The sequence below is a fragment of the Cellulomonas sp. 73-92 genome (genome assembly GCF_001898175.1).
Taxonomy (GTDB): Bacteria; Actinomycetota; Actinomycetes; order Actinomycetales; family Cellulomonadaceae; genus Cellulomonas.
In genome coordinates this window covers 443106-464360 of sequence record NZ_MKTH01000008.1, presented here as the reverse complement: position 1 = coordinate 464360, position 21255 = coordinate 443106, and the positions used below count along the sequence as shown (strand labels likewise).

Genomic DNA, 21255 nt, shown 5'->3' with positions numbered 1-21255 from the left:
GTCGTCAACGACGCGGTGCTCGTCGTCCCCGGCCGGATGCTCGCCCGGTCGCTCGTGTTCGGGGACCGTGCCGTGGTCGACGGGGCGGTGTCGGGCATCGCGAAGTCGACGGTCGCCGTCGGCGACGCCGCCCGCAAGGTGCAGACCGGCTACGTCCGTTCCTACGCAGGGACGATGACCCTCGGTGTCGTCGTGCTCGCCGTCGTCGTCCTGATCCTGGGCAGCTGAGGAGAAGACCCCACCGATGTCCTCGTTCCCCTGGCTCACCACGCTCATCGTGCTGCCGCTCGTCGGGGCGGTGGTGCTGTGGGCGCTGCCCTCGACCGCCCGTGCCGCCGCGCGGCAGGTCGCGCTCGCCTTCGCCCTCGTCGAGCTCGCGCTCACCGGTGCGGCGATCGGCGCCTTCGACATCGGCAACGCCGGCGCCTTCCAGCTGGCCGAGACCCACTCGTGGATCCCCGCGTTCGGGGTGTCCTACGCGGTGGGCGTCAACGGGCTCGGCCTGGTGCTCATCGCGATGTCCGCGGTGCTCGTCCCGCTCGTCGTGCTCGCCGCCTGGCGCGAGCAGGGCAGCGAGAAGGCGGCGACCGACCGGCTGCGGCAGTACCTGGCGCTGGTCCTCCTGCTGCAGGCGTTCATCGTGGCGGTGTTCGCCGCGCGCGACCTGTTCTTCTTCTACCTCGTCTTCGAGGCGATGCTCATCCCCGTCTACTTCATGATCGGCGGGTTCGGCGGGCCGCGGCGCCGGTACGCGGCGGTGAAGTTCCTGCTCTACTCGCTGGCCGGCGGGCTGATCATGCTCATCGGCGTCATCGCGCTGTACCTGCACGGCCCCGGCGGGGCGAACGGCTTCCTCATCGACAAGCTGACGGGTGTCACGCTCGACCCGACCCTCGAGAAGTGGCTGTTCGTCAGCTTCTTCGTCGCGTTCGCCATCAAGGCGCCGATGTTCCCGGTGCACACCTGGCTGCCGGACGCCGCGGAGCAGGCGCCCGCCGGCACCTCGACGCTGCTCGTCGGAGTGCTCGACAAGGTCGGCACCTTCGGGATGCTCACGCTCTGCCTGCCGCTGTTCCCGCACGCGTCCCGCTGGGCCGCGCCGGTGGTCATCGTGCTGGCGGTCGTCTCCATCCTCTACGGCGCCCTGCTGGCGATCGGCCAGCAGGACATGTACCGGCTCGTGGCGTACACGTCGGTGTCGCACTTCGGGTTCATCGTGCTGGGGATCTTCGCCTTCACGTCGACGTCGATCTCCGGCTCGTCGTTCTACATGGTCAACCACGGGTTCTCGACCGGGGCGCTGTTCCTGCTCGTCGGGTTCCTCGGCGCACGGCGGGGCTCGGTGCGGATCGACGCGTTCGGCGGCCTGCAGCGCGCCGTGCCCGTGCTGGCGGGCCTGTTCCTCGTCGTCGGGCTCTCGTCGCTGGCGCTGCCCGGGCTCTCGCCGTTCGTCAGCGAGTTCCTCGTCCTGGTCGGCACGTTCGCCACGCAGCCCGCGGCGGCCGTCCTGGCGACCCTCGGCGTGGTGCTGGCCGCGATCTACATCCTCTGGATGTACCAGCGGGCGTTCCACGGCCCCGTGAACGTCGCCGTGGCCGGCCTGCCCGACGTGTCGGCGCGCGAGCGCTGGGTCGTCGGCCCGCTGGTCGCCCTCATGCTGGTGCTCGGGTTCGTGCCCGCCCCGGCGCTGAACCTGGTCCGCCCGGCGGCCCAGGTCACCATCACCCAGGTGGGCGTGACCGACGCGCCCGCCGTCGCCGAGGGGAGCGCGAAGTGATCGCCGCCTTCACCGCGCCGCACGTGGCGTGGACGGCCATCGCCCCGGTCGTCATCGTCCTGGGCGCCGGCGTCGTCGGCGTGCTCGTCGAGGCGTTCGTGCCGGCGCGGCTGCGCCGTCCGGTCCAGCTCGCGCTGGCGATCGCCGCGCCCGCGGCGGCCGTGGTCGCCGTCGCGGCGCTGTGGAGCGGCGTGCGGGACAGCGGCGGCACGTCGGTGCTCGGCGGCTCCGTGCTCGTCGACGGCCCGACGCTCGTCGCGTGGCTGATCATCGCCGCGCTCGGCCTGCTGTCGGTGCTGCTGGCGGCCGACCGGACCGAGGTCGGGGAGGACGCCTTCGCGCCCGCCGTGGCCGCGGTGCCCGGCTCGGCGTACGAGGAGCAGGCGCGCGCCGCGGGCACGGTGCAGACCGAGATCTTCCCGCTCATGATGTTCGCGCTCGGCGGCATGATGGCGTTCCCCGCCGCCGGGGACCTGCTGACGCTCTTCGTCGCGCTCGAGGTGCTCTCGCTGCCGCTGTACCTGCTCGCGGGCACCGCCCGCCGCCGGCGCCTGCTGTCGCAGGAGGCGTCGATGAAGTACTTCCTGCTCGGCGCGTTCGCCTCGGCGCTGTTCCTCTTCGGCATCGCGCTGATCTACGGCTACGCCGGGTCCATCCGCTTCTCGGACATCACCGCGGCGACGGCCACGCCGAGCCAGCTGGACCCGCTCCTGCTCGTCGGGCTCCTGCTGCTGCTCGCGGGGCTGCTGTTCAAGACGGGCGCCGTGCCGTTCCACCTGTGGACCCCGGACGTGTACCAGGGCGCACCGACCCCCATCACCGCCTTCATGGCGGCCTGCACCAAGGTGGCCGCGTTCGGCGCGCTGCTGCGCGTCGTCTACGCGGTGTTCCCGGGCCTGCACTGGGACATCAACCCGCTGCTGTGGATCGTCGCCATCGCGACCATGGTCGTCGGCACGGTCGCGGCCCTCGTCCAGAACGACGTCAAGCGCCTCCTGGCGTACTCGTCGATCGCGCACGCGGGCTTCGTGCTCACCGGCATCGCCGCCCTCCACCAGCGCGGCATCGCCGCGGTGCTCATCTACCTGCTGGCCTACGGCGCGGCGACGGTCGGCGCCTTCGGGATCGTCGCCCTGGTCCGTGAGCGGTCCGCGGACGGCTCCGTGGTCGGCGAGGCCGGTGCGCTGTCGCAGTGGGCCGGCATCGGCCGGTCGCACCCGGTCCTCGCGGTGACCTTCACGCTCTTCCTGCTCTCGTTCGCGGGCATCCCGCTGACGGCCGGGTTCATCGGGAAGTTCGCGGTGTTCTCCGCCGCGGTCGCCGGCGGCGCGTGGCCGCTGGCGCTCATCGGTGTGCTGGCCTCGGCGGCGGCGGCGTTCTTCTACGTGCGGATCATCGTGCTGATGTTCTTCACGGACGCGCAGGGCGAGGCGGAGCCGGCGGCGTCGGCGTCCGCGCCGGCGGCGCTGCCCGACGCGGCCGGCGGCCCGGTGGCCGTGGCCGTCGCCGAGCGCACGACGGAGCGCACGACGACGACCGTGGTGGTCGGCACCGAGGGGTTCGCCGCCGTGGCCATCGCGGTGTGCGCGATCGTCACCCTCGTCGTCGGCCTGTTCCCGACGCCGGTGCTCGACCTCATCGGCAACGTCGCGAAGTTCCTGCCCTGATCGCGGCCCGGCCGGTGCGTCGCGCGTCGGATAGGTTCGTCTCGTGACGCCGTCCGTGCCGCTTCCCCTGCGCGACGAGGCCCTCGCCGACCGCCTCGCGGAGCGGCTGTCGCTCGTCGAGGCGAAGCTGCGCGACACCGTCGCGTCGTCGGACGGGCTCATCGAGCAGGCGAGCCGGCACCTCGTGGACGCCGGCGGCAAGCGGCTGCGGCCCCTCCTGACGCTGCTGACGGCCGAGCTCGGCCCGTCCCCGGCGGGCGGCGACGTCGTCGACGCGGCGACGGTCGTCGAGCTGACGCACCTGGCGTCGCTGTACCACGACGACGTCATGGACGACGCGCCGGTGCGTCGCGGGGCACCGGCGGTGCACGAGGTGTGGGGCAACTCGGTGGCGATCCTCGCCGGCGACCTGCTCTTCGCCCAGGCGTCCAAGCTGGCCGCGCACCTCGGCGACGACGTGCTCGTGCTCCAGGCGGACACGTTCGTGCGGCTGTGCACCGGCCAGCTGCACGAGACGGTCGGCCCGCGGCCGGGCGACGACCCGGTGGCGCACTACCTGTCGGTGCTGGCCGACAAGACGGCCGCCCTCATCGCGACGTCGGCCCGCTTCGGGGCGATGCTCGCGGGCTGCTCGGACGACGTCGTCGAGACCGTCGGGCGGTTCGGGGAGAAGATCGGGGTCGCGTTCCAGCTGGCCGACGACGTCATCGACCTGACGTCCGACGGCTCGCTGACGGGCAAGACGCCGGGCACCGACCTGCGCGAGGGCGTGCCGACGATGCCCGTGCTGCTGCTGCGCTCGCGCGCCGCGGCGCCCGACGCCACGGCCCAGGACCGGGGACTCGTCGCGCTCCTGGACGGCGACCTGTCGTCCGATGCGGCGCTGGCGCAGGCCGTCGCCGCGCTCCGCGAACACCCGGTGGTCGCCCGCACGCGGCACGAGGCCTCGGCCCGCGCGCGCGATGCGGTCGCGGAGCTCGACGCGCTGCCCGACGGGCCCGTCCGGGACGCGCTGGTCGAGTTCGCCGACGCCCTGGTGGACCGGACCGCGTAGCCCGTCCGCCCGCTACGCGCGGGCCGCGGTGGCGACGATCGTCGTGTACCGCACGACGAACGAGCCACCCGCGTCGTCGATCGCCGCACCCACGCCCTCGAGCAGCGCGGCCAGCCGATCGGCGGGGAAGCTGCTGTGACCGCCGCTGGTCGGCAGCTGGTCCAGCCACTCGTCGCGGGTGTACGTCCGCTCCCAGGAGACGTCCCAGCGCTCGGGCTCCCGGAAGGCCGACGAGGCCCGCAGCCCCTCGGCCGTGGCGTCGGAGAACCGCGAGTGCCCGGCGACCGCGGGGACGACCCGGCCGAACATCGGCACCTCGGGGACCACGCGTCGGTACACGGCCGCGAAGGCGGCCGCGAGCGCGTCGTCGGGCCGGCCGGCGTTCCACAGGGCGGCGAACCGCCCGCCGCTGCGGAGCGCGAGGGCGGCCTTGCGCGCGCCGGCCACGGGCTCCACCCAGTGCCAGGTCTGGCCGGCGACCACGGCGTCGAAGAGCCGTCCGGCCGGGTGCCAGGCCTCGAACGGCGCCACCTCGACCGTCAGTCCGGTGCGGCGCGCGAACGCCGCCATGCGCTCGTCGACGTCGACGCCCAGCACGCGACAGCCGGTCGCGACGAGCTGGCGGGCCAGGATGCCGGTCCCGGTGCCGACGTCGAGGACGTCGCGACCGGGGAAGTCGGCGACGATCCGCTCCAACGCCTCGTGCGGATAGCGCGGCCGCGCCCGGTCGTAGCGCGCCGGGTCGGCCCCGAAGGACTCGGCCATCCATCGCGCCTCGTGGGGGCGCTCCGGAGGGGCAGCGTCCGCGGGCACGCCGTCGGGGACCGTGGGACCGCTCGGCTCGGGCACGTCCCCGAGGCTAGGTGCGGGGGGGGCGTCGCCGCGCCGGACGCCGCGCTGTTCACCGAAGGCAGACGCCCGTCGCCGCCGTCTCGGAGAACGGCATCCCGGTCCACACCCGTGACCTGCGGCGACCCGTCCGAGGCCCCCGCGCGGGGCGACCGGATGGCGGAGCACGGCCCGACGTCAGGCATGCTGGTCCCGTGCTCGACGCCTTCGACGAGACCCTGGCGCGTGCTCGCGCCGGGGCCGGCGACGCGTTCACGCTGCTCTACGAGGACCTCTCCCGGCCGGTGGCGGCGTACGTGCGCACGCAAGGCGTGCCGGACGTCGAGGACCTGACGAGCGAGGTCTTCCTTGCGGTGTTCACCGGTCTCGGTGGCTTCACGGGCGACCAGGCCGGGTTCCGCTCCTGGGTGTTCACCATCGCCCATCACCGCGTTGCCGACCACTGGCGGCGGGCGGCCCGGACCGTCCCGGTGGTGCCCTACGAGCCGGTGGACGACGACCGGACGGTGCCGAGCGCGGAGGCGGGCGCCCTCGACTCGATCGGCTCCCAGGAGGTCGCCGCGATGCTGGCCACGCTGACCGACGAGCAGCGCGAGGTCCTGACCCTGCGGGTCGTCGGCGACCTGACGGTGGAGCAGGTCGCGCAGGTGGTGGGGCGCAGCGTCGGGGCGGTCAAGGCGCTGCAGCGGCGCGCCCTCGCCACGCTGCGGCGCCAGGTCGAGGCGGAGGCCGTACCCCAATGAGCCGTTTCGACGATGACGAGGACGTGATGGCCGACGACATGCTGGCGGGGCGCTCCGTGCCCGGCCATGAGCCGTTGGCCGACGTCCTCGGCCTGCTGCGTGCGATGGCCGACGAGCCGGCGCCGCCGCCGTCCCCTGCCTTGGCGGCGGTGCTGAGGGACGGGCTGCCCGCCGCGGTGCTGGACCCCCTGCCGCCCGCGGCGGGCGCCCAGTCCTGGGTGCTGCGCGGTGCGCGGTGGGCGGCGGGCCTCGGCCTCGCGGCCAAGGTGCTGCTCGGGGCCGGTGTGGCGATGGCGGCCGTCGCCGGCACCGCGACCCTCCCCCTGGTCCCGCCCTCCGTCCAGGTACCGGTGCGCACGGCGCTGTCCGACCTGGGCCACCTGATCCCCGGCCCGGCCGGCGGGTCGGTCCCCGTCCCGGCGGCGACGACGCCCGAGCCCGTCGTTGGCGTCGCCCCGTCGGGGGACCACCCGTCGGCCGAGCCGGAACACCGTGACTCCGGCCAGGAGGCCGACCGTTCGAAGGACCAGCTCGCGACGCCGCCGATGCTCGGCGACGAGCCGGCCGCCGGCCGGTCCACGGGTGTCCTCGCCCCGCGCTGGGACTCGGGCGCGAACGAGAACGGCAAGGGGACCGGCGGCTCGGACGGGCGCCCGACGGCCTCGCCGGTGCGCCCCTCGCAGGCGCCGGAGCCGACGCGTAGCGCGCCGAGCCCGGACCCGACCCCGAGCGCGTCCGATCGCAACGGCGTGGGGGCGGGGCAGACCGACCAGAACCACGACTGACGGCGAGTCGTCGATCGGTCGGCCGAAGGCCGTAACCCTTTCGAGCGAATCGGCGATGACGCGAATGGTGGCGCGAGCCACCGACGGCCACCGTGGCCCCCGCCACGGTCCGACGTGAGGAGAGCATGTGAGCACCACCGCAGCAGCAGTCCTGGCGAAGCTCGCCGGGCTCGGCACCGCCGGCAAGACGGCCCTCGGCCTCGTCGTGGCCACGGGCGTCGTCGGCGTGGCGGCGGCCGTTCCGGCCATCGCGGACCCGTCCAACGACCCGGTCGCCCCCGTGCCGAGCGCGTCGAGCACGGCGCAGCCCACCGACGAGCCGACCGAGCGCACCCCCTCGGCCGAGCCGACGGAGACGCCCGAGGACTCGCCGACCGCCGAGGCGACCGAGGCCCCCCGCCCGTCGCCGAGCGACCTGCCGTCCGCGGCGGCCTTCGGCCAGCATGTGGCGGCCGACGCCCGTGACGGCGGCGTCGACGGCCAGAAGATCTCCGAGGAGGCGCACGCGAGGAACGCGGCCCGCGAGGCCGGTCACGACGCGGTGGAGCCCACCGAGGCGCCGGAGCCGACCGAGGCGCCGGAGCCGGCCCGCACGCTTCCCGCGGTGATGCCGACGGCGGAGCCGGGTCCCGGCGCTCACCCCGGCGACTGGACGGGCAGCACGCGCCCGTGAGCTGGGTGGCTTCGTAGCCACCCCCATCAGGACGCCGTCCGGCTGACCCCCCGCAGCCGGACGGCGTCCCTGTGTCCGGGGACCGTCACGCGCCGGCGATCTCCGCCGCGGCCCGTGCCTCGAGCACCTGGGCACGCCGGTTCCGGGCGCCGTCGGCGACGAGGACGACGAGCGCCGCCCAGACCAGCGCGAAGCCGGCCCAGCGGGCCGAGGACATCGCCTCGTGCTGGACGGCGACGCCGATGAGGAGCTGCAGCACCGGTGTGAGGTACTGGATGAGCCCGACCACCGACAGCGGCAGGCGCCGGGTCGCGGCACCGAAGAGCAGCAGCGGCACCGCGGTGACCACACCCGCCGACGCCAGCGCCGCCGCGTGCCACGGGCCGTACGCGCCGAACGTGGACGTGCCCTGGACCGACAGCCAGATCCAGTAGCCCGCCGCCACGGGCGAGAGCAGGGCCGTCTCCGCCGCCAGGCCGGGCGCCGCCTCGACGCGGCCACCGACGCGGGACTTGATGAGGCCGTAGAAGCCGAACGAGAGCGCCAGCACCACCGCGATCCACGGCACCGTGCCGTGCCCCAGCGCGACGACGAGCACGGCCACGGCCCCCAGGCCGAGCGCTGCCCACTGCACCGGCCGCAGCCGCTCGTGCAGGAAGATCACCGCCAGCAGGACCGTGACCAGCGGGTTGATGAAGTAGCCGAGCGAGGCGTCGACCACGTGGCCGGAGTTCACCCCGTAGACGTAGACGGTCCAGTTGACCGCGAGGAACACCGCCGCGACGCCGAGCAGCAGCAGGGTGCGCGGCGTGCGCCACAGCGCCGCGAACTGCCGCCACGACCGTGTCACGGCCAGCGCGACCAGGCAGAAGACGAGCGACCAGACCACCCGGTGCGCGATGATCTCGAACGGGCCCGCCGGCTCGAGGAGCGGGAAGTACAGCGGGAACACGCCCCACAGCGCGTAGGCGACGATGCCGGCCGCCAGGCCGGCCGACGCGCGCGAGGTGGGCGTGCTCGAGGGCTGCGGGGGCGTGGGGTCCGGCACCCGACGAGGGTAGGCGGCACGTCCGACGAGGTCACCGGGGCAGCCATCTCGTGGGCGCGCGGGGCGTCCGGGCCCGCCGTGCGCTCCGCGGCCTGGCCGCCGTGGGCGACCCGGCACCGCATCGGCACGGTCCCCTCACCGGGTCTCCGTCGGCCGCCGCCCTCCCGGCAGGGCCGCACGCGGCACGCGTCCTAGACTTCTGACCGGTCCCGTCGTCGTCCGGAAGGCCCGTCCTCGTCGTGAGCAGCACCCTGCGCGTGGCCGTCGTGGGAGCCGGGCCTGCCGGCATCTACGCGTCCGACATCCTCGCCCGCACGGGCGAGGACGTGGCGATCGACCTCATCGAGCGGCTGCCGGCCCCGTTCGGCCTGGTCCGCTACGGCGTCGCGCCCGACCACCCACGGATCAAGCAGATCATCGTGGCGCTGCACAAGGTGCTGGAGCGCGGCGACATCCGCCTGCTGGCCGGCGTGGACTACGGCACCGACGTCACGCTGGCGGAGCTGCGCGAGCGGTACGACGCCGTGATCTTCGCCACGGGCGCCATCCGCGACGCCGCGCTGCCGATCCCGGGCATCGACCTGGAGGGCTCGTACGGCGCCGCCGACTTCGTCTCCTGGTACGACGGGCACCCGGACGTGTCGCGCACGTGGCCGCTGCACGCGCGTGAGGTGGCGGTCCTGGGCGCCGGCAACGTCGCGCTCGACGTCAGCCGGATGCTCGCCAAGCACGCCAAGGACCTGCTGCCCACCGACGTGCCGGCCAACGTCTACGAGATCCTCGCGGCCAACCCGGTCACGGACGTGCACGTGTTCGCGCGTCGCGGGCCGGCGCAGGTGAAGTTCTCCCCGCTGGAGCTGCGCGAGCTGGGCCACGTGCCGGACGTCGACGTCATCGTCTACCCCGAGGACTTCGACTTCGACGCCGGCTCGATGGCGGCGATCCACTCGTCGAACCAGACCAAGCAGGTGGTCAACACCCTGACCGACTGGACGCTCAAGGAGCCGGAGGACCGGCACGCGAGCCGGCGCATCCACCTGCACTTCCTCCACAAGCCCGTCGCCGTGCTCGGCGAGGCCGGCCGCGTCGTCGGGCTCCGCACGGAGCGGACGGCGCTCAACGGCGACGGCAACGTCACCGGCACGGGCCAGACGACGGACTGGCCGGTCCAGGCGGTGTACCGCGCGGTCGGCTACTTCGGGAGCCCGCTGCCCGGGCTGCCGTTCGACGAGGCGGCGGGGGTCATCCCCAACCGCGAGGGTCGGGTCACGGGACCGGACGGGTCCGCGCTGCCCGGCGTCTACACCACCGGCTGGATCAAGCGTGGGCCGGTCGGGCTCATCGGGCACACGAAGTCGGACGCCGCCGAGACCATCGGCCACCTGCGCGAGGACGCCGCCGTGCTGCCCAAGGCGGTGGACCGCGACCCCCGCTCGCTCGACGAGCTGCTCGCCGCCCGCGGTGTGCGCGTGGTCGACTGGACGGGCTGGCTGCGGCTGGACGGCCACGAGCGGGCGCTCGGCGAGGTCGTCGGGCGCGAGCGCATCAAGGTGGTCCCGCGCGACGAGATGCTCGACATCGGCCTCGGCACCGTCGCGACGCCGACGGCGTAGTCGTCGGCGCGGTTCGCGGGACCCGTCGCGCCACGCACTCCGGTGACGCCCGGACCGTGATCGACGGTCCCAGCCGCACCGAAGTGTGACGCCAGCCCCACGCCACCACCGTCCGGCTCGGTCGCGCTGCGCACCCCGGTGAGGCCCGGACCGTGATCGACGGTCCCAGCCGCACCGGAGTCGGACCTCAGCGCAGGGCCAGCCGCGTCTGCGTCTGGGCCGCGCCGCCGGTCTTCTTCAGGGTGCGGAGCAGCGCGTCGAGCGCGCCCATGTCCCGCACCCGCACGTGCAGGTGGTAGTCGTACGGCCCCGTGACGTGCGCCGCGTCGAGCACGGCCGGCAGCGTCCGTGACCAGGCGAGGAACTCGTCGGAGTCGCGCTCCGGGGCGAGGCGGACGTCGACGAACGCCTCGATGCCGGCCGCCGGGTCGGGCACCCGGTCGGCCAGCACGGCCTGGTAGCCGACGATGACGCCGTCCCCCTCCAGCCGGCGCACGCGCGCCGCGGCGGCGTTGGTGGACAGCCCCACCTCGCGGCCGATGGCGCTGAACGATGTGCGGCCGTGGGCGACAAGAATGGCGACGATCCGGTGGTCGATGGCGTCCACGCCGCCAGAGTAGTCGTGAGACCGACGGATTCGCGGTCGACGCCGTGCACGGTCCCGCACACTGCGGTCATGGGGACGGGCGCGGCACTGGCGAGCGGGGTGGTGGCGGGCCTCGGCGTCGCCATGCCGTTGGGCGCCATCGGCGTGCTCCTGGTCCAGGAGGGTGCGTCGCGCGGCGCCCGCCGCGCCCTGCCGGGGGCGGCGGCGGTGGCGACGGTGGACACGCTGTACTGCGCGCTCGCCCTGCTCGTCGGCGGGGTGGCGGCACCGCGCGTCACCGCATGGCAGCCCTGGCCGGCCCTCGTCGGCGGCGTCGCCCTGCTCGTCGTCGCCGGCGTCGGCCTGCGCCGCGGCCTGGCCCGGCGGGACGGCCAGGCGCCCGACGAGGCCACGGGACCCCGACCGGCTCCGGCCGAGGTGCGCGATGCGACGCCCGCCGCTCTCCGCCGGTACGCGCTGTACGTCGGCCTGACAGCGGTCAACCCCGCGACGCTCGTCTACTTCACCGCCCTGGCGTCGGGGCTCGCCCTGCTGACGGACCGCCCGACGACGGCCGCGGCCTTCGTCGCCGGCGTGGGTGCCGCGTCGTTCGGCTGGCAGGCGCTGCTCGTCGTCGTCGGCGGGCTGCTCGGGGGCCGCGCCGGCACCGGCGTCCGGCGGGCGACCACCGTCGTGGGCAACGCGGTGGTGGCGCTGCTCGGGGTCGTCATGCTGTGGCGCGCGCCGCACCCGTGATCACCCGGCCGCCGCGGTGCGCCGGGCAGGCGCGGGGGATCGGCCGGTCGGGGTGAGGATAGGCATGCGCACCCGGCCGAGCTGGGTCGGGACGCCCGGTGCGCCGACGCGACGCGGGAACCGTGGGCTGCGCGGATGCGTTGACAACCACGACGAGGGGGGTAACGAAGGACATGGGTCGCCGGCACTACAACGGCCTGAAGACCGCCGCGCTGTTCGGCGGGTTGTGGGCGCTCCTGCTCGCCATCGGGTGGCTGCTCGGGCGCGGCCCGCAGTACCTGCCGATCTTCGCGGCGATCGGCCTGATCTCGACCGCCTACGGCTACTGGAACAGCGACAAGATCGCCATCCGTGCGATGCACGCCGTCCCGGTCAGCGAGCTCGAGCAACCAGGGATGTACCGGATCGTGCGCGAGCTGTCGACCGCCGCGCGCCAGCCGATGCCGCGCCTGTACGTCTCGCCCACCGCGGCACCGAACGCCTTCGCCACCGGCCGCAACCCGCAGCACGCCGCGGTGTGCTGCACCGAGGGGATCCTCCAGCTGCTCGACGAGCGGGAGCTGCGCGGCGTGCTCGGCCACGAGCTGATGCACGTCTACAACCGGGACATCCTCACCTCGTCGGTCGCGGCGGCCGTGTCCGGCATCGTCACGTCGATCGCGCAGTTCGCGTTCTTCTTCGGCGGGGGCGGCGACCGGCGCAACAACCCCGTCGGCGGCCTGCTGCTCGTCATCCTCGCGCCGCTGGCGGCGACGATGGTGCAGCTCGCCATCTCGCGCACGCGCGAGTTCGACGCCGACGAGGACGGCGCACGCCTCACCGGCGACCCGATGGCGCTGGCGTCCGCGCTGCGCAAGCTCGAGGCCGGGACCAAGGCGCGCCCGCTGCCGCAGGACCAGCGGCTGGTCGACGTGTCGCACCTCATGATCGCGAACCCGTTCCGGGGTGAGGGCATGACGCGGCTCTTCTCGACGCACCCGCCGATGGAGCAGCGCATCGCCCGCCTGACGGCGATGGCCGGCGGCACTGCCGGGACGACCGGGCAGGTGGCCCCGCCGCTCTGGTGAGGCGCGTGTCGGCGGCCTCCGGCAGCCTGGGGCCATGGCTGACAAGGAGAACCTGCACCGGTACCTGGTCCAGGCGCGCGAGGACCTCGTCGGGAAGCTGGACGGCCTGTCGGAGTACGACGCCCGACGGCCGCTGACGCCCACCGGCACCAACCTGCTGGGGCTGGTCAAGCACGTCGCGTTCACGCAGCTCGGGTACCTCACCGAGGTGTTCGGGCGGCCGCCGGGGCTGGCGTACCCCGAGGGTGACGACGACATGTGGGCCGGGCCGGGGGAGACGCGCGAGGACGTGCTCGGCTGGTACCGGCACTCCTGCGAGCGGGCCGACGAGACGATCGCCGCCCTCGACCTCGACGCGCCGGGCTACGTGTCCTGGTGGGGTCCGGAGCGCGGGCACGTGACGCTGCAGCAGGTGCTGGTGCACCTCGTCGCGGAGGTCGCACGGCACGCCGGGCACGCGGACATCCTGCGGGAGACCATCGACGGCGCCGTGGGTCGTCGGCCCGGCGACCCGAGCCTGGCCACGCGGTCCGACGAGGAGTGGGCGGCCTGGCGCGAGCGGCTGGAGGCGGCCGCCCGCGCGGCGGCGGAGACCTGAGCCGGGGCGGCGGACTGCCTGCCGCCGCGGCGCGATCCCTACCGGTAGTTGACGAACTGGAGCGCCGCGTCGACGTCCGCGCCCTTGAGCAGGGCGATCGCGGCCTGGAGGTCGTCGCGCGACTTGCCGGTCACGCGCAGCTCGTCGCCCTGGATGAGGGCCTTGACGTTCTTGGGGCCCTCGTCGCGGATCAGCTTGCTCAGCTGCTTGGCGATCTCGGAGGACAGCCCCTCCTTGATGGTGCCGGTCAGCCGGTACTCCTTGCCCGAGGGCTTCGGCTCCTTGTCGCCGAGGTCCAGGGACTTCAGCGAGATGCCGCGCTTGACGAGCTTGGTCTCGAAGACGTCGAGGATGGCCAGCACGCGATCGGGGGAGTTGGCGATCATGACGACGGCGTCGTGCCCGCTCCAGGCGATCGAGGCGCCGACGCCCTTGAAGTCGTACCGCTGCGCGATCTCCTTGGCCGCCTGGTTGAGGGCGTTGTCCACCTCCTGGTGGTCGACCTTGCTCACCACGTCGAACGACGACTCGCCGGCCATCTGTGCCCCTCCCTCGTCGGGCCGCCCGGTTCGGACGGCCCACGCTCCGCTGCTATCCTTCCATCCGCACGTCCGCGAGCTCGCCTCGTGGGGGTGTCCCCGGCGGGTTACCCGAGTGGCCAAAGGGGGCTGACTGTAAATCAGCTGGCAATGCCTACGGGAGTTCGAATCTCTCACCCGCCACGGTCGACGGGGCGTCTCTCCTGACCAGGAGGGGCGCCCCGTTCGTCGTCCCTGGGCCAGTCCCCGGGGTGCGGGCCGGGATTTCGTCGGCCCCGCGAGGCTCCTGTACGCTGATCCGCGCCGCCCCGATAGCTCAGTCGGCAGAGCGTCTCCATGGTAAGGAGAAGGTCAAGGGTTCGATTCCCTTTCGGGGCTCCAGCTGGCCTTCCGGTCACGTCGCGGTCAACGACGAGGCCGGGGGCCGGTAGTGGCGGGGTAGCTCAGTTGGTGAGAGCGCACGACTCATAATCGTGAGGTCGCGGGTTCGAGTCCCGCTCCCGCTACCGACGTCAGGCGCGGTCCCCCGGGGCCGCGCCTGTGGCGTCTTCGGGCCGATGAGGCCAGTGCTCGCGGGATCGGGCCACCTTCCGGTCCATTCCTGCGCCGGACACCTGGGCCGATCCGAGGCAGGATCGGGCCGTGGGTCTGGACGTGCACCTGGAGATCTCCCGCGCCCGGCCCGGGCGGTCGCTCGAGGAGGCGCTGCGGGCGGCGGTGGTCGAGGGGCGTCTCGCCCCCGGGACGCGGCTGCCGGCGACGCGAGCCCTGGCGTCGGACCTCGGCCTGAGCCGCACCACCGTCGCCGCGGTGTTCGCGCAGCTGACCGCCGAGGGGTGGTTCACCGCCCGCGTGGGCGCCGGGACGTGGGTCGCCGAACGACAGGCCGCCGCGCGGCCGGGAACCGTCGCGAGCGTGCGCCGCCCGGGGGTCCGCGTTGACCTGCGTGCCGGCATCCCCGACACCACGGGGTTCCCACGTCGGGAGTGGCTCGCGGCGGTGCGTCGGGCGGCGGGCTCACCGGCCGCGGACCTGGGCTACCCGGACCCGGCCGGTACGCCGCGGCTGCGCGCCGCGCTCGCCGCGTACGTCGCCCGCACCCGCGGGGTGGTGGTGCCGCCGGGCGGCCTCGTCGTCGGGCACGGGTTCGGCGACCTGCTGCTGCTGGCGTGCCGCGCGCTGCACGACCGAGGAGCGCGCCGGGTGGCGGTCGAGGAGTTCGGCCTCGCGTCGCACCGCGCGCTCGTCGCATCGGCGGGTCTGGAGGTCGTCGCCCTCCGGGTCGACCAGGACGGCGCCGTCGTCGACGTCCTGGACGACGAGGTCGACGCCGTGCTGCTGACACCGGCGCACCAGTTCCCGACCGGAGTGCCCCTGGCACCCGACCGCCGGCGGGCCGTGGTCGCCTGGGCGCAGCGGACCGGCGGGACGATCCTCGAGGACGACTACGACGGCGAGTTCCGCTACGACCGCCGGGCGGTGGGCGCGCTGCAGTCCCTCGACCCGGGTCACGTGGTCTACCTCGGCACGGCCAGCAAGGCGCTGGCCCCGGCGGTCGGGCTGGCCTGGGCCGCGCCGCCCGACGACCTGCTCGGCGACCTCCTGGCGCAGCGGGAGCTCTCCGGAGGGCAGCCGTCCGGCTTGCAGCAGCTGGCGCTGGCGGCGTTCCTCGAGGACCACGCGTACGACCGCAACGTCCGCCGCCTCCGGGCGGTGTACCGGGCGCGCCGCGCGCTGCTGGAGGAGGTCGTGGCCGCGGAGCTGCCGGGCTGCGAGGTCGGCGGGCTGCCCGCCGGGCTGCACGGGGTGCTGCGGCTGCCCGCTGAGGCGGGCGTGGATGCCGAGGAAGCGATCACCCGAGCGGCCGCGGCGCGGGGCGTGCTCGTCGAGACCTTGTCGGCGTTCCGGGCGCCGGGCCCTGCCGACCCTGCGTCGGCGATCGTCGTCGGCTACGGCGGTGCGACGCCGGGGCAGTACGAGCGTGCGCTCGTCGTTCTCGTCGAGAGCGTGCGGGCGGTGCTGACCGGGTGACCCGGATTGGCCCAGCATTCCCGCGCGCCAATGGCCTGCCGCCCGGCGCCCACGTCCTCGTAGCGTCGAGGGCATGACCACAGGAACCCTCGTCCCCGTCCACCAGCGCCTCGATGTCGACGCCCTCGTCCCTGGTTTCAGCCGCGCCGTGAGCGCGCTCGACGACGCGGCGGTCGCCGAGGCGGACCGCACCGGGCTCGACCCGGTGCTGCGCGAGCTCGTCCGCCTGCGCGCCTCGCAGCTCAACGGCTGCGCCTATTGCGTCGACCTCCACTCCCGTGCGGCGCGTGCCGCCGGTGGCGGGCAGCGGGTCGACGCCGTGGCCGTGTGGCGCGAGTCGGGCCTGTTCACCGCGACGGAGCGTGCGGCCCTCGACCTCGCCGAGGAGGTCACCCTTCTCGCGACGACGCACGTGCGGGAGGAGGTCGTCGTCGCGGCGGTCGCCGCGCTCGGGGAGGAGGGCGCCGCGGCTCTGCTGGCTCTCCTCGTGACCATCAACGCGTGGAACGCGATCGGCGTCACGGCGCGCTGCTGGGCCGTGCCCGTGCGGTAGGGCGCGCTAGGCGGGCACCGCCGGCGCGGCGGAGCGTCCCATCGGGTTGCCGTAGTTGGACGCCAGCAGCGCCCACAGCTTCACCGTGGCGACGGTGGAGCGCTGGTAGAAGCGGTGGCGCAGGACGAGCCGCACGCGCCGGGGCAGCGGATACGTGTTGAGGAGGACGAAGTCCTCGAGCACCCGCCGGCGTTCCGGGGGGATGCTCGCACCGGTGATCGCCAGCACCCGCCGCGCCTCGCGCTTCTTCTGCTCGAGGTAGTAGATCCAGAACTGCTCCGTCCTCGACCGGAACGACCCGCTGCCGGCGGACTGGTGGTCGACCCCGTACTGGTTGCCACCGTGCTGCCGGTACAGCGTCGTCGTCTCCGGCAGGTAGACCAGCTCGCCGAGCGAGGCGGCGGCCAGGCCGAGGTAGACGTCGTGCGAGCGCAGACCCTCGTAGCCCTGCCACGCGTCGGCGAGCCGCGCGTTGATCATGCTCGTCGCGCCGAGCACCGAGTTCGTCGTCAGCTGCTCGTGCAGGCGCGTCGTGGCGAAGAGGTCCTGCCGGTCGCCGACGACGGGGATGGGCCGGCCCTGCTCGTCGACCGCCTGCCAGCGTGTGTAGTAGAGGACCGGGACGGTGTTGTCGTGCCGGCCCGCCTCGGCCAGGAGCACCGCGAGCTTGGTGGGCAGCCACACGTCGTCCTGGTCGCTGAGGACGACGAGGTCGGCGTCAGCCTGCTTGACCAGGGCGAAGAACGAGCCGACGAACCCGAGGTTCTCGGCCGCGGCGCCGTCGTTGACGAACCGGATGCGCTCGTCGTCCGCGGCGTAGCGCCGGAGGAGCTCCGCGGTGCCGTCGGTGGAGCCGTCGTCGCGCACCAGCAGGCGCCAGTCGGCGTGCGTCTGGGCCCGGATGCTGTCGATCTGCTCGCGCAGGTACCGCTCGCCGTTGTACGTGGACATCACCACGTCGACGGTGGGGACCGCCCCGGCGTGCGAGTCCCCGGGAGCCGTCGGGATCGTCGACATGTCCGTCCTCGGTGTGCTCGCGTCGTCGTCGCGAGGTGCTGTCTGCGGTCTCGCCATCCTGTCACAGCGCCCGACGAGGACGGCCAGGCGGAGTGGCCCGCGGGGCGCACCGCCCGGCCGGCGTCACGGGGCCGCGGTGGCGGCCGCGGCAGGCGCCCGCGCGGGGGCCGGCTCCGGCTCGTCGGCCGCCAGGGCGGCCTGCGGCAGCCGCACGACGAACGAGGTGTCGTCCCCGCGTGACGCGGCGGTGACCCGGCCGCCGGCCCGCTCGACGAGGCCGCGCACGATCGTCAGGCCGAGCCCGGTGCCGCCCTCGTCGCGGCTCCTGGCGTCGTCGAGGCGGACGAACGGCTCGAAGATCCGCTCGCGCTCCTCGTCGGGGATGGGCGGGCCGTCGTTGGTCACCGCGAGCACGACGCCCTCCCCGTCGTCGCGGACGTCGACCCGGACGCCGGTCGCGGCGTGCCGCAGGGCGTTGTCGAGCAGGTTGCGCAGCACGCGCTCCAGGTCGACGGGTGGGATCGACGCGAGGCGCGGGACGGCCCGGTGGTCCGTCACCTGGAGACCCGCGGCGCCGTGGCCGGGGTAGGAGGCCAGCACGCGCTCGAGCGCGGCGACCGGGTCGCAGGCCCCGGCGGCCGTGGGCGCGGATCGGGTTCGCGCGACCGTCAGGAGCTGCTCGGTGAGGTCCTGCAGGCGGTCGGTCTCGGCGAGCACGTGGCGCAGGGTCTCGTCGGCCGTGGCGTCGTCGGGGTGGGCGAGGGCGACCTCGACGGCCGCCCGCAGCGAGGTGAGCGGACCGCGCAGCTCGTGCGCGGCGTCGGCGGTGAACCGTTGCTGGGCCCGGAAGCTCTCGTCGAGCCGGCCGAGCATCGTGTCCAGCGTCGCGGCCAAGGCACCGAGCTCGTCCTGCCGCGGCGCGGCGGACAGCCTCGCGCCGTCGGCGGTCGAGGTGATGCGGGCCGCCTCCCGCCGCATCCGCTCCACCGGGCGCAGCGCCAGCCGGACCGTCACGGCAGCCGTCGCCGTGATGAGCAGCCACACGAGGGCCGCGCCCCAGCAGAGGTAGCGGCTCATGCCCGCGACCACGGCATCAGCGGCCGCCGGGGTGGCGTAGACGTAGACGTGGTAGCCGAGGGTGTCGCCGCGCACCAGCATCTGGCCGCCCTGCCCCGTGAGGCTGCCACTGACCAGGTCTGGCGTCTTGGAGACGCCGATGGCGGACGGCATCAGAATGATGGTTGCGACCCCGGTGAGACTTTCCTGCGGCAAGGCCGCGGCAGGGTTGGGCATCGGCCCTGTCCACCCCTGGCTCCGCACCGTTGCCTCGTCGGACCCGTCCACGAACGTCCCGTCATCGCGGAACAGCTGGTACGGCTCGTAGGAGAGCGGTTTGACCGCGTCTGCCCAGTGTGGGGCCGCGACCAACAGGTCGAACGCCTCGGTCATGGCGGCCTGCTGGGCGGCGTCCATCTGCTGGTGGTGCACCTCGGTGCGGAACCAGAGGACCCCGCCGACCAGCAGCAGCCCCGCGACCAGGCCCGCGGCGGCGGCGACCCGCACGTCGATCCGTCGCCAGAACCGCGTGGCGCTCACAACGGCGCCGCCTGGTCGTCGACGAGCCGGTACCCCGCGCCGCGCACCGTCTCCAGCGAGCGGCGGTCGAACGCGAGGTCGACCTTGCGCCGTAGCCCGCTCATCCGCGCCTCCACCAGGTTGACGTCGTCGGCCTCGCCGGGCCAAGCCGCCACGAGGATGGCCTCCTTGCTCAGCACGGCGCCATGGGCGCGCGCGAGGACCTCGAGCAGGGCGAACTCGCGCCCGGTGACGGGCACGTCCCGCCCGCCGCGGCGGACCGCGCGGCGCGCCGTGTCCACCTCGAGGTCGCCCACCTGCAGCACGTCGCCGCCGACGAGGGGCGAGCGGCGCAGGAGGCTGCGCAGGCGGGCGAGCAGCACGGGGTAGCGGAAGGGCTTGCGCAGGTAGTCGTCGGCGCCGGCGGCCAGCGAGCCCACCTCGTCGCGCTCCGCGTCCCGCGCGGTGAGGACGAGGATCGGCGTGACGACGTCCTGCGCCCGCAGCGCGCGGCACACCTCCAGCCCGGACATGGCCGGGAGCATGAGGTCGAGCACCATCGCGTCGTAGCCACCGGTGCGGGCCAGGAGGAAGCCGGCCCGGCCGTCGTTCGCGACGTCGACGACGAAGCCGTCGAGCCCGAGCCCTCGCGCCAGCACCTGCGCCAGGCGTCGCTCGTCCTCGACCAGGAGGATGCGCACGCGCTCAACATGCCACAGCGGGCCCGCCGGCCCGGGGCCGCGGTCAGCGGCGCGTCAGGGGGCCCGGAGCACGGTGCTCGCGTGGCCACCCTCAGCAGCCCGCGCCCCCTCGTCACGACGCCGCGACCCGTGCGGGCACCGAGCGTCTGGCTCGCCGCGGCGACGGGGATCGCCCTGTCGGCGCTGTACGCCGCGGTGTCGCTGCGCCGTCACGCGCTCCTGCGCAGCACCGGGTTCGACCTGGGCATCTTCGAGCAGGAGGTGCGCTCGTACGCCTCCGGGCACTGGCCGACGTCGACGCTCAAGGGCCCGGGGTTCCCCCTCCTCGGCGACCACTTCTCGCCGATCACGGCGGTGCTGGCACCCGCCTACCGCCTGTTCCCCGGTCCCGGCACGCTGCTCGTCGCGCAGGCGCTGCTGCTGGGGCTCGCGGCGGTGCCGCTGACCCTGTGGGCGCACCGCCTGGCCGGGGCGAGGGCGGGGCTCGTCGTCGGGCTGGGCTTCGGGCTGTCGTGGGGCATCGCCCAGGCGGTGATCTTCGACTTCCACGAGGTCGCCTTCGCGGTGCCGCTCCTGGCCTTCTCCCTGTCGGCGCTGGGCGCCGGCCGGCTCCGCGCGGCGATCGCCTGGGCCGCGCCGCTGGTGCTCGTCAAGGAGGACCTCGGCCTGACCGTGGCGGTGGTCGGCATGCTGGTCGCGTGGCGCGGCGAGCGGCGGTTCGGCCTGGCCGCGGCGGTCGGGGGCGTCGCCGCGACGCTCGTCGAGATGTTCGTCGTCATCCCGGCGATCAGCCCCGCCGGGGCCGACACGTACGCCGGCCACCTCGGCGCCGCCGCCGTGTGGCGGCTGCCCACGCTGCTGACGAACGGCACCAAGCTGGCCACGCTCGTCCTGGTGCTGCTGCCGACCGGCTTCCTCGCGCTGCGGTCGCCGCTGCTCTGGGTCGCGGTCCCCACGCTCGCCTGGCGACTCCTCTCCGACTACCCGGCGTACTGGGGGACGTCGTACCACTACTCGGCCGTCCTCATGCCGGTCGTCGTCGCGGCCCTGGTCGACGTCCTCGCGCGCGGCGCCGTGGGCTCGACCGCGCGCCGATGGGGACTGGCCCTGGGGGTCGTCGCCACGGGAGCCTGCCTGCTGGCGCCGCCACCCGCGCTGTCGTCGGGCCTGCTCGACGTCGTCCGTCCCGGGTTCTGGGCGACGACGGACCACGTCGCCCTCGGTCGCGCGGTGCTCGACCGCATCCCGGCGGGTGCCACCGTCGCCGCGTCGAACGGCCTGGCGCCCCAGCTGACCGCGCGCGACGACGTCAGCCTGCTCGGCGGCACACCCCTGACCGTGTCGCGCCCGGACTACGTCGTCGCGGACACGGCCGCGGCGCAGCAGTTCCCGGTCGGAGGGCAGGAGCTGCGTGAGCTCGCGCTCGGCGGGCGCGAGCTCGGGTACCGGGTCGTCGTCGACGAGGACGGCTACCTGCTCCTGGCCGCCCCGGGCCGATGACGCGCCTCAGGCCACGGCGAGCAGGCACGCGGCGAGCGCCAGCGCCGGCGCGGCCGGTGTCCACCCCTGGGATGGTGCGGCGCGCGCAGAGTTCAGGGTCCCCTCAGGGACACCCCGGATTCC

20 protein-coding genes, 3 tRNA genes and 1 pseudogene are annotated in these 21255 nt (G+C 74.5%); 17 read left to right on the top strand and 7 right to left on the bottom strand.

Going from position 1 to position 21255, the window contains the following annotated elements:
* The 4 genes and pseudogenes from BGO37_RS05735 to BGO37_RS05720 all read left to right on the top strand — a co-directional run.
* Positions 1-228 (top strand): annotated as a pseudogene (locus BGO37_RS05735) (NADH-quinone oxidoreductase subunit L); the annotation flags it as partial.
* A gap of 16 nt (positions 229-244) precedes the next feature.
* Positions 245-1777 carry an NADH-quinone oxidoreductase subunit M gene (locus BGO37_RS05730; RefSeq protein WP_291753002.1) on the top strand — a complete coding sequence of 511 codons (1533 nt, stop codon included), beginning with the start codon at positions 245-247 and terminating at the stop codon, positions 1775-1777.
* Positions 1777-3444, top strand: a complete 1668-nt coding sequence (gene nuoN / locus BGO37_RS05725; protein ID WP_291753018.1) for an NADH-quinone oxidoreductase subunit NuoN — start codon at positions 1777-1779, stop codon at positions 3442-3444. The genes BGO37_RS05730 and nuoN overlap by 1 nt, the downstream gene beginning before the upstream one ends.
* Before the next feature lie 43 nt (positions 3445-3487).
* On the top strand, positions 3488-4498 hold the full coding sequence (locus tag BGO37_RS05720) for a polyprenyl synthetase family protein (protein WP_291753001.1): 1011 nt from the start codon (positions 3488-3490) through the stop codon (positions 4496-4498).
* Between the two features lie 12 nt (positions 4499-4510).
* On the opposite strand, the gene BGO37_RS05715 is transcribed toward BGO37_RS05720, so the two are convergent.
* Entirely contained in the window at positions 4511-5347 is an 837-nt protein-coding gene (locus tag BGO37_RS05715; RefSeq protein ID WP_291753000.1) for a trans-aconitate 2-methyltransferase, read from the bottom strand.
* A gap of 194 nt (positions 5348-5541) precedes the next feature.
* Between BGO37_RS05715 and BGO37_RS05710 the strand changes: the two genes are divergently transcribed.
* The 3 genes from BGO37_RS05710 (at position 5542) to BGO37_RS05700 (ending at position 7548) form a co-directional block, all read left to right on the top strand.
* Positions 5542-6090, top strand: a complete 549-nt coding sequence (locus BGO37_RS05710; RefSeq protein ID WP_291752999.1) for an RNA polymerase sigma factor — start codon at positions 5542-5544, stop codon at positions 6088-6090.
* Complete coding sequence (locus BGO37_RS05705) at positions 6087-6875, top strand: hypothetical protein (protein WP_291752998.1); 789 nt, start codon at positions 6087-6089, stop codon at positions 6873-6875. Before BGO37_RS05710 ends, BGO37_RS05705 begins: the two co-directional genes overlap by 4 nt.
* 127 nt (positions 6876-7002) lie before the next feature.
* Entirely contained in the window at positions 7003-7548 is a 546-nt protein-coding gene (locus tag BGO37_RS05700; RefSeq protein WP_291752997.1) for a hypothetical protein, read from the top strand.
* An 85-nt stretch (positions 7549-7633) separates the two neighbouring features.
* Here BGO37_RS05700 and rarD read toward each other — a convergent pair whose 3' ends face one another.
* Positions 7634-8596, bottom strand: coding sequence for an EamA family transporter RarD (gene rarD / locus BGO37_RS05695; protein WP_291752996.1), 963 nt, complete (start codon positions 8594-8596; stop codon positions 7634-7636).
* Positions 8597-8835: 239 nt separating this feature from the next.
* On the opposite strand from rarD, the gene BGO37_RS05690 reads away from it, so the two are divergent.
* The gene (locus tag BGO37_RS05690; protein ID WP_291752994.1) at positions 8836-10209 is read left to right on the top strand and encodes an FAD-dependent oxidoreductase; all 1374 of its coding nucleotides are present in this window, start codon (positions 8836-8838) and stop codon (positions 10207-10209) included.
* 187 nt (positions 10210-10396) lie between these two features.
* On the opposite strand, the gene BGO37_RS05685 is transcribed toward BGO37_RS05690, so the two are convergent.
* Positions 10397-10816, bottom strand: a complete 420-nt coding sequence (locus BGO37_RS05685; protein WP_291752992.1) for an Lrp/AsnC family transcriptional regulator — start codon at positions 10814-10816, stop codon at positions 10397-10399.
* Positions 10817-10885: 69 nt separating this feature from the next.
* Here BGO37_RS05685 and BGO37_RS05680 point away from each other — a divergent pair, with 69 nt between their 5' ends.
* From BGO37_RS05680 to BGO37_RS05670, 3 genes are all read left to right on the top strand, one after another.
* Positions 10886-11551, top strand: coding sequence for a LysE family transporter (locus BGO37_RS05680; protein ID WP_291752991.1), 666 nt, complete (start codon positions 10886-10888; stop codon positions 11549-11551).
* 173 nt (positions 11552-11724) lie between these two features.
* Complete coding sequence (gene htpX / locus BGO37_RS05675; RefSeq protein WP_291752989.1) at positions 11725-12618, top strand: zinc metalloprotease HtpX; 894 nt, start codon at positions 11725-11727, stop codon at positions 12616-12618.
* 34 nt (positions 12619-12652) lie between these two features.
* Positions 12653-13216, top strand: coding sequence for a DinB family protein (locus BGO37_RS05670; RefSeq protein ID WP_291752988.1), 564 nt, complete (start codon positions 12653-12655; stop codon positions 13214-13216).
* 38 nt (positions 13217-13254) lie between these two features.
* Here BGO37_RS05670 and BGO37_RS05665 read toward each other — a convergent pair whose 3' ends face one another.
* Entirely contained in the window at positions 13255-13755 is a 501-nt protein-coding gene (locus BGO37_RS05665; protein WP_291752987.1) for a YajQ family cyclic di-GMP-binding protein, read from the bottom strand.
* Between the two features lie 101 nt (positions 13756-13856).
* Between BGO37_RS05665 and BGO37_RS05660 the strand changes: the two genes are divergently transcribed.
* The 5 genes from BGO37_RS05660 (at position 13857) to BGO37_RS05640 (ending at position 16339) form a co-directional block, all read left to right on the top strand.
* Positions 13857-13938 (top strand) — tRNA-Tyr (locus BGO37_RS05660).
* 122 nt (positions 13939-14060) lie between these two features.
* Positions 14061-14136, top strand: a tRNA-Thr gene (locus BGO37_RS05655).
* Positions 14137-14187: 51 nt separating this feature from the next.
* Positions 14188-14261, top strand: a tRNA-Met gene (locus BGO37_RS05650).
* Positions 14262-14397: 136 nt separating this feature from the next.
* Positions 14398-15786, top strand: coding sequence for a PLP-dependent aminotransferase family protein (locus BGO37_RS05645; protein WP_291752986.1), 1389 nt, complete (start codon positions 14398-14400; stop codon positions 15784-15786).
* A 73-nt stretch (positions 15787-15859) separates the two neighbouring features.
* Complete coding sequence (locus BGO37_RS05640) at positions 15860-16339, top strand: carboxymuconolactone decarboxylase family protein (RefSeq protein WP_291752985.1); 480 nt, start codon at positions 15860-15862, stop codon at positions 16337-16339.
* Between the two features lie 6 nt (positions 16340-16345).
* On the opposite strand, the gene BGO37_RS05635 is transcribed toward BGO37_RS05640, so the two are convergent.
* The 3 genes from BGO37_RS05635 to BGO37_RS05625 all read right to left on the bottom strand — a co-directional run bounded on the left by BGO37_RS05635 (position 16346) and on the right by BGO37_RS05625 (position 19632).
* Positions 16346-17356 carry a glycosyltransferase family 2 protein gene (locus BGO37_RS05635; protein WP_291752984.1) on the bottom strand — a complete coding sequence of 337 codons (1011 nt, stop codon included), beginning with the start codon at positions 17354-17356 and terminating at the stop codon, positions 16346-16348.
* Positions 17357-17479: 123 nt separating this feature from the next.
* Positions 17480-18952 carry an ATP-binding protein gene (locus BGO37_RS05630; protein ID WP_291752983.1) on the bottom strand — a complete coding sequence of 491 codons (1473 nt, stop codon included), beginning with the start codon at positions 18950-18952 and terminating at the stop codon, positions 17480-17482.
* The gene (locus BGO37_RS05625) at positions 18949-19632 is read right to left on the bottom strand and encodes a response regulator transcription factor (protein WP_291752982.1); all 684 of its coding nucleotides are present in this window, start codon (positions 19630-19632) and stop codon (positions 18949-18951) included. The genes BGO37_RS05630 and BGO37_RS05625 overlap by 4 nt, the downstream gene beginning before the upstream one ends.
* Before the next feature lie 81 nt (positions 19633-19713).
* Between BGO37_RS05625 and BGO37_RS05620 the strand changes: the two genes are divergently transcribed.
* The gene (locus BGO37_RS05620) at positions 19714-21132 is read left to right on the top strand and encodes a DUF2079 domain-containing protein (RefSeq protein ID WP_291752981.1); all 1419 of its coding nucleotides are present in this window, start codon (positions 19714-19716) and stop codon (positions 21130-21132) included.
* The last annotated feature ends 123 nt before the right edge of the window (positions 21133-21255 follow it).

Coding starts and splice junctions, on each gene's coding strand:
- BGO37_RS05705 (WP_291752998.1), top strand. CDS start 6,087: ATGAGCCGTTTCGACGATGACGAGGACGTGATGGCCGACGACATGCTG.
- BGO37_RS05730 (WP_291753002.1), top strand. CDS start 245: ATGTCCTCGTTCCCCTGGCTCACCACGCTCATCGTGCTGCCGCTCGTC.
- BGO37_RS05670 (WP_291752988.1), top strand. CDS start 12,653: ATGGCTGACAAGGAGAACCTGCACCGGTACCTGGTCCAGGCGCGCGAG.
- BGO37_RS05680 (WP_291752991.1), top strand. CDS start 10,886: ATGGGGACGGGCGCGGCACTGGCGAGCGGGGTGGTGGCGGGCCTCGGC.
- BGO37_RS05665 (WP_291752987.1), bottom strand. CDS start 13,755: ATGGCCGGCGAGTCGTCGTTCGACGTGGTGAGCAAGGTCGACCACCAG.
- BGO37_RS05635 (WP_291752984.1), bottom strand. CDS start 17,356: ATGTCGACGATCCCGACGGCTCCCGGGGACTCGCACGCCGGGGCGGTC.
- htpX (WP_291752989.1), top strand. CDS start 11,725: ATGGGTCGCCGGCACTACAACGGCCTGAAGACCGCCGCGCTGTTCGGC.
- BGO37_RS05640 (WP_291752985.1), top strand. CDS start 15,860: ATGACCACAGGAACCCTCGTCCCCGTCCACCAGCGCCTCGATGTCGAC.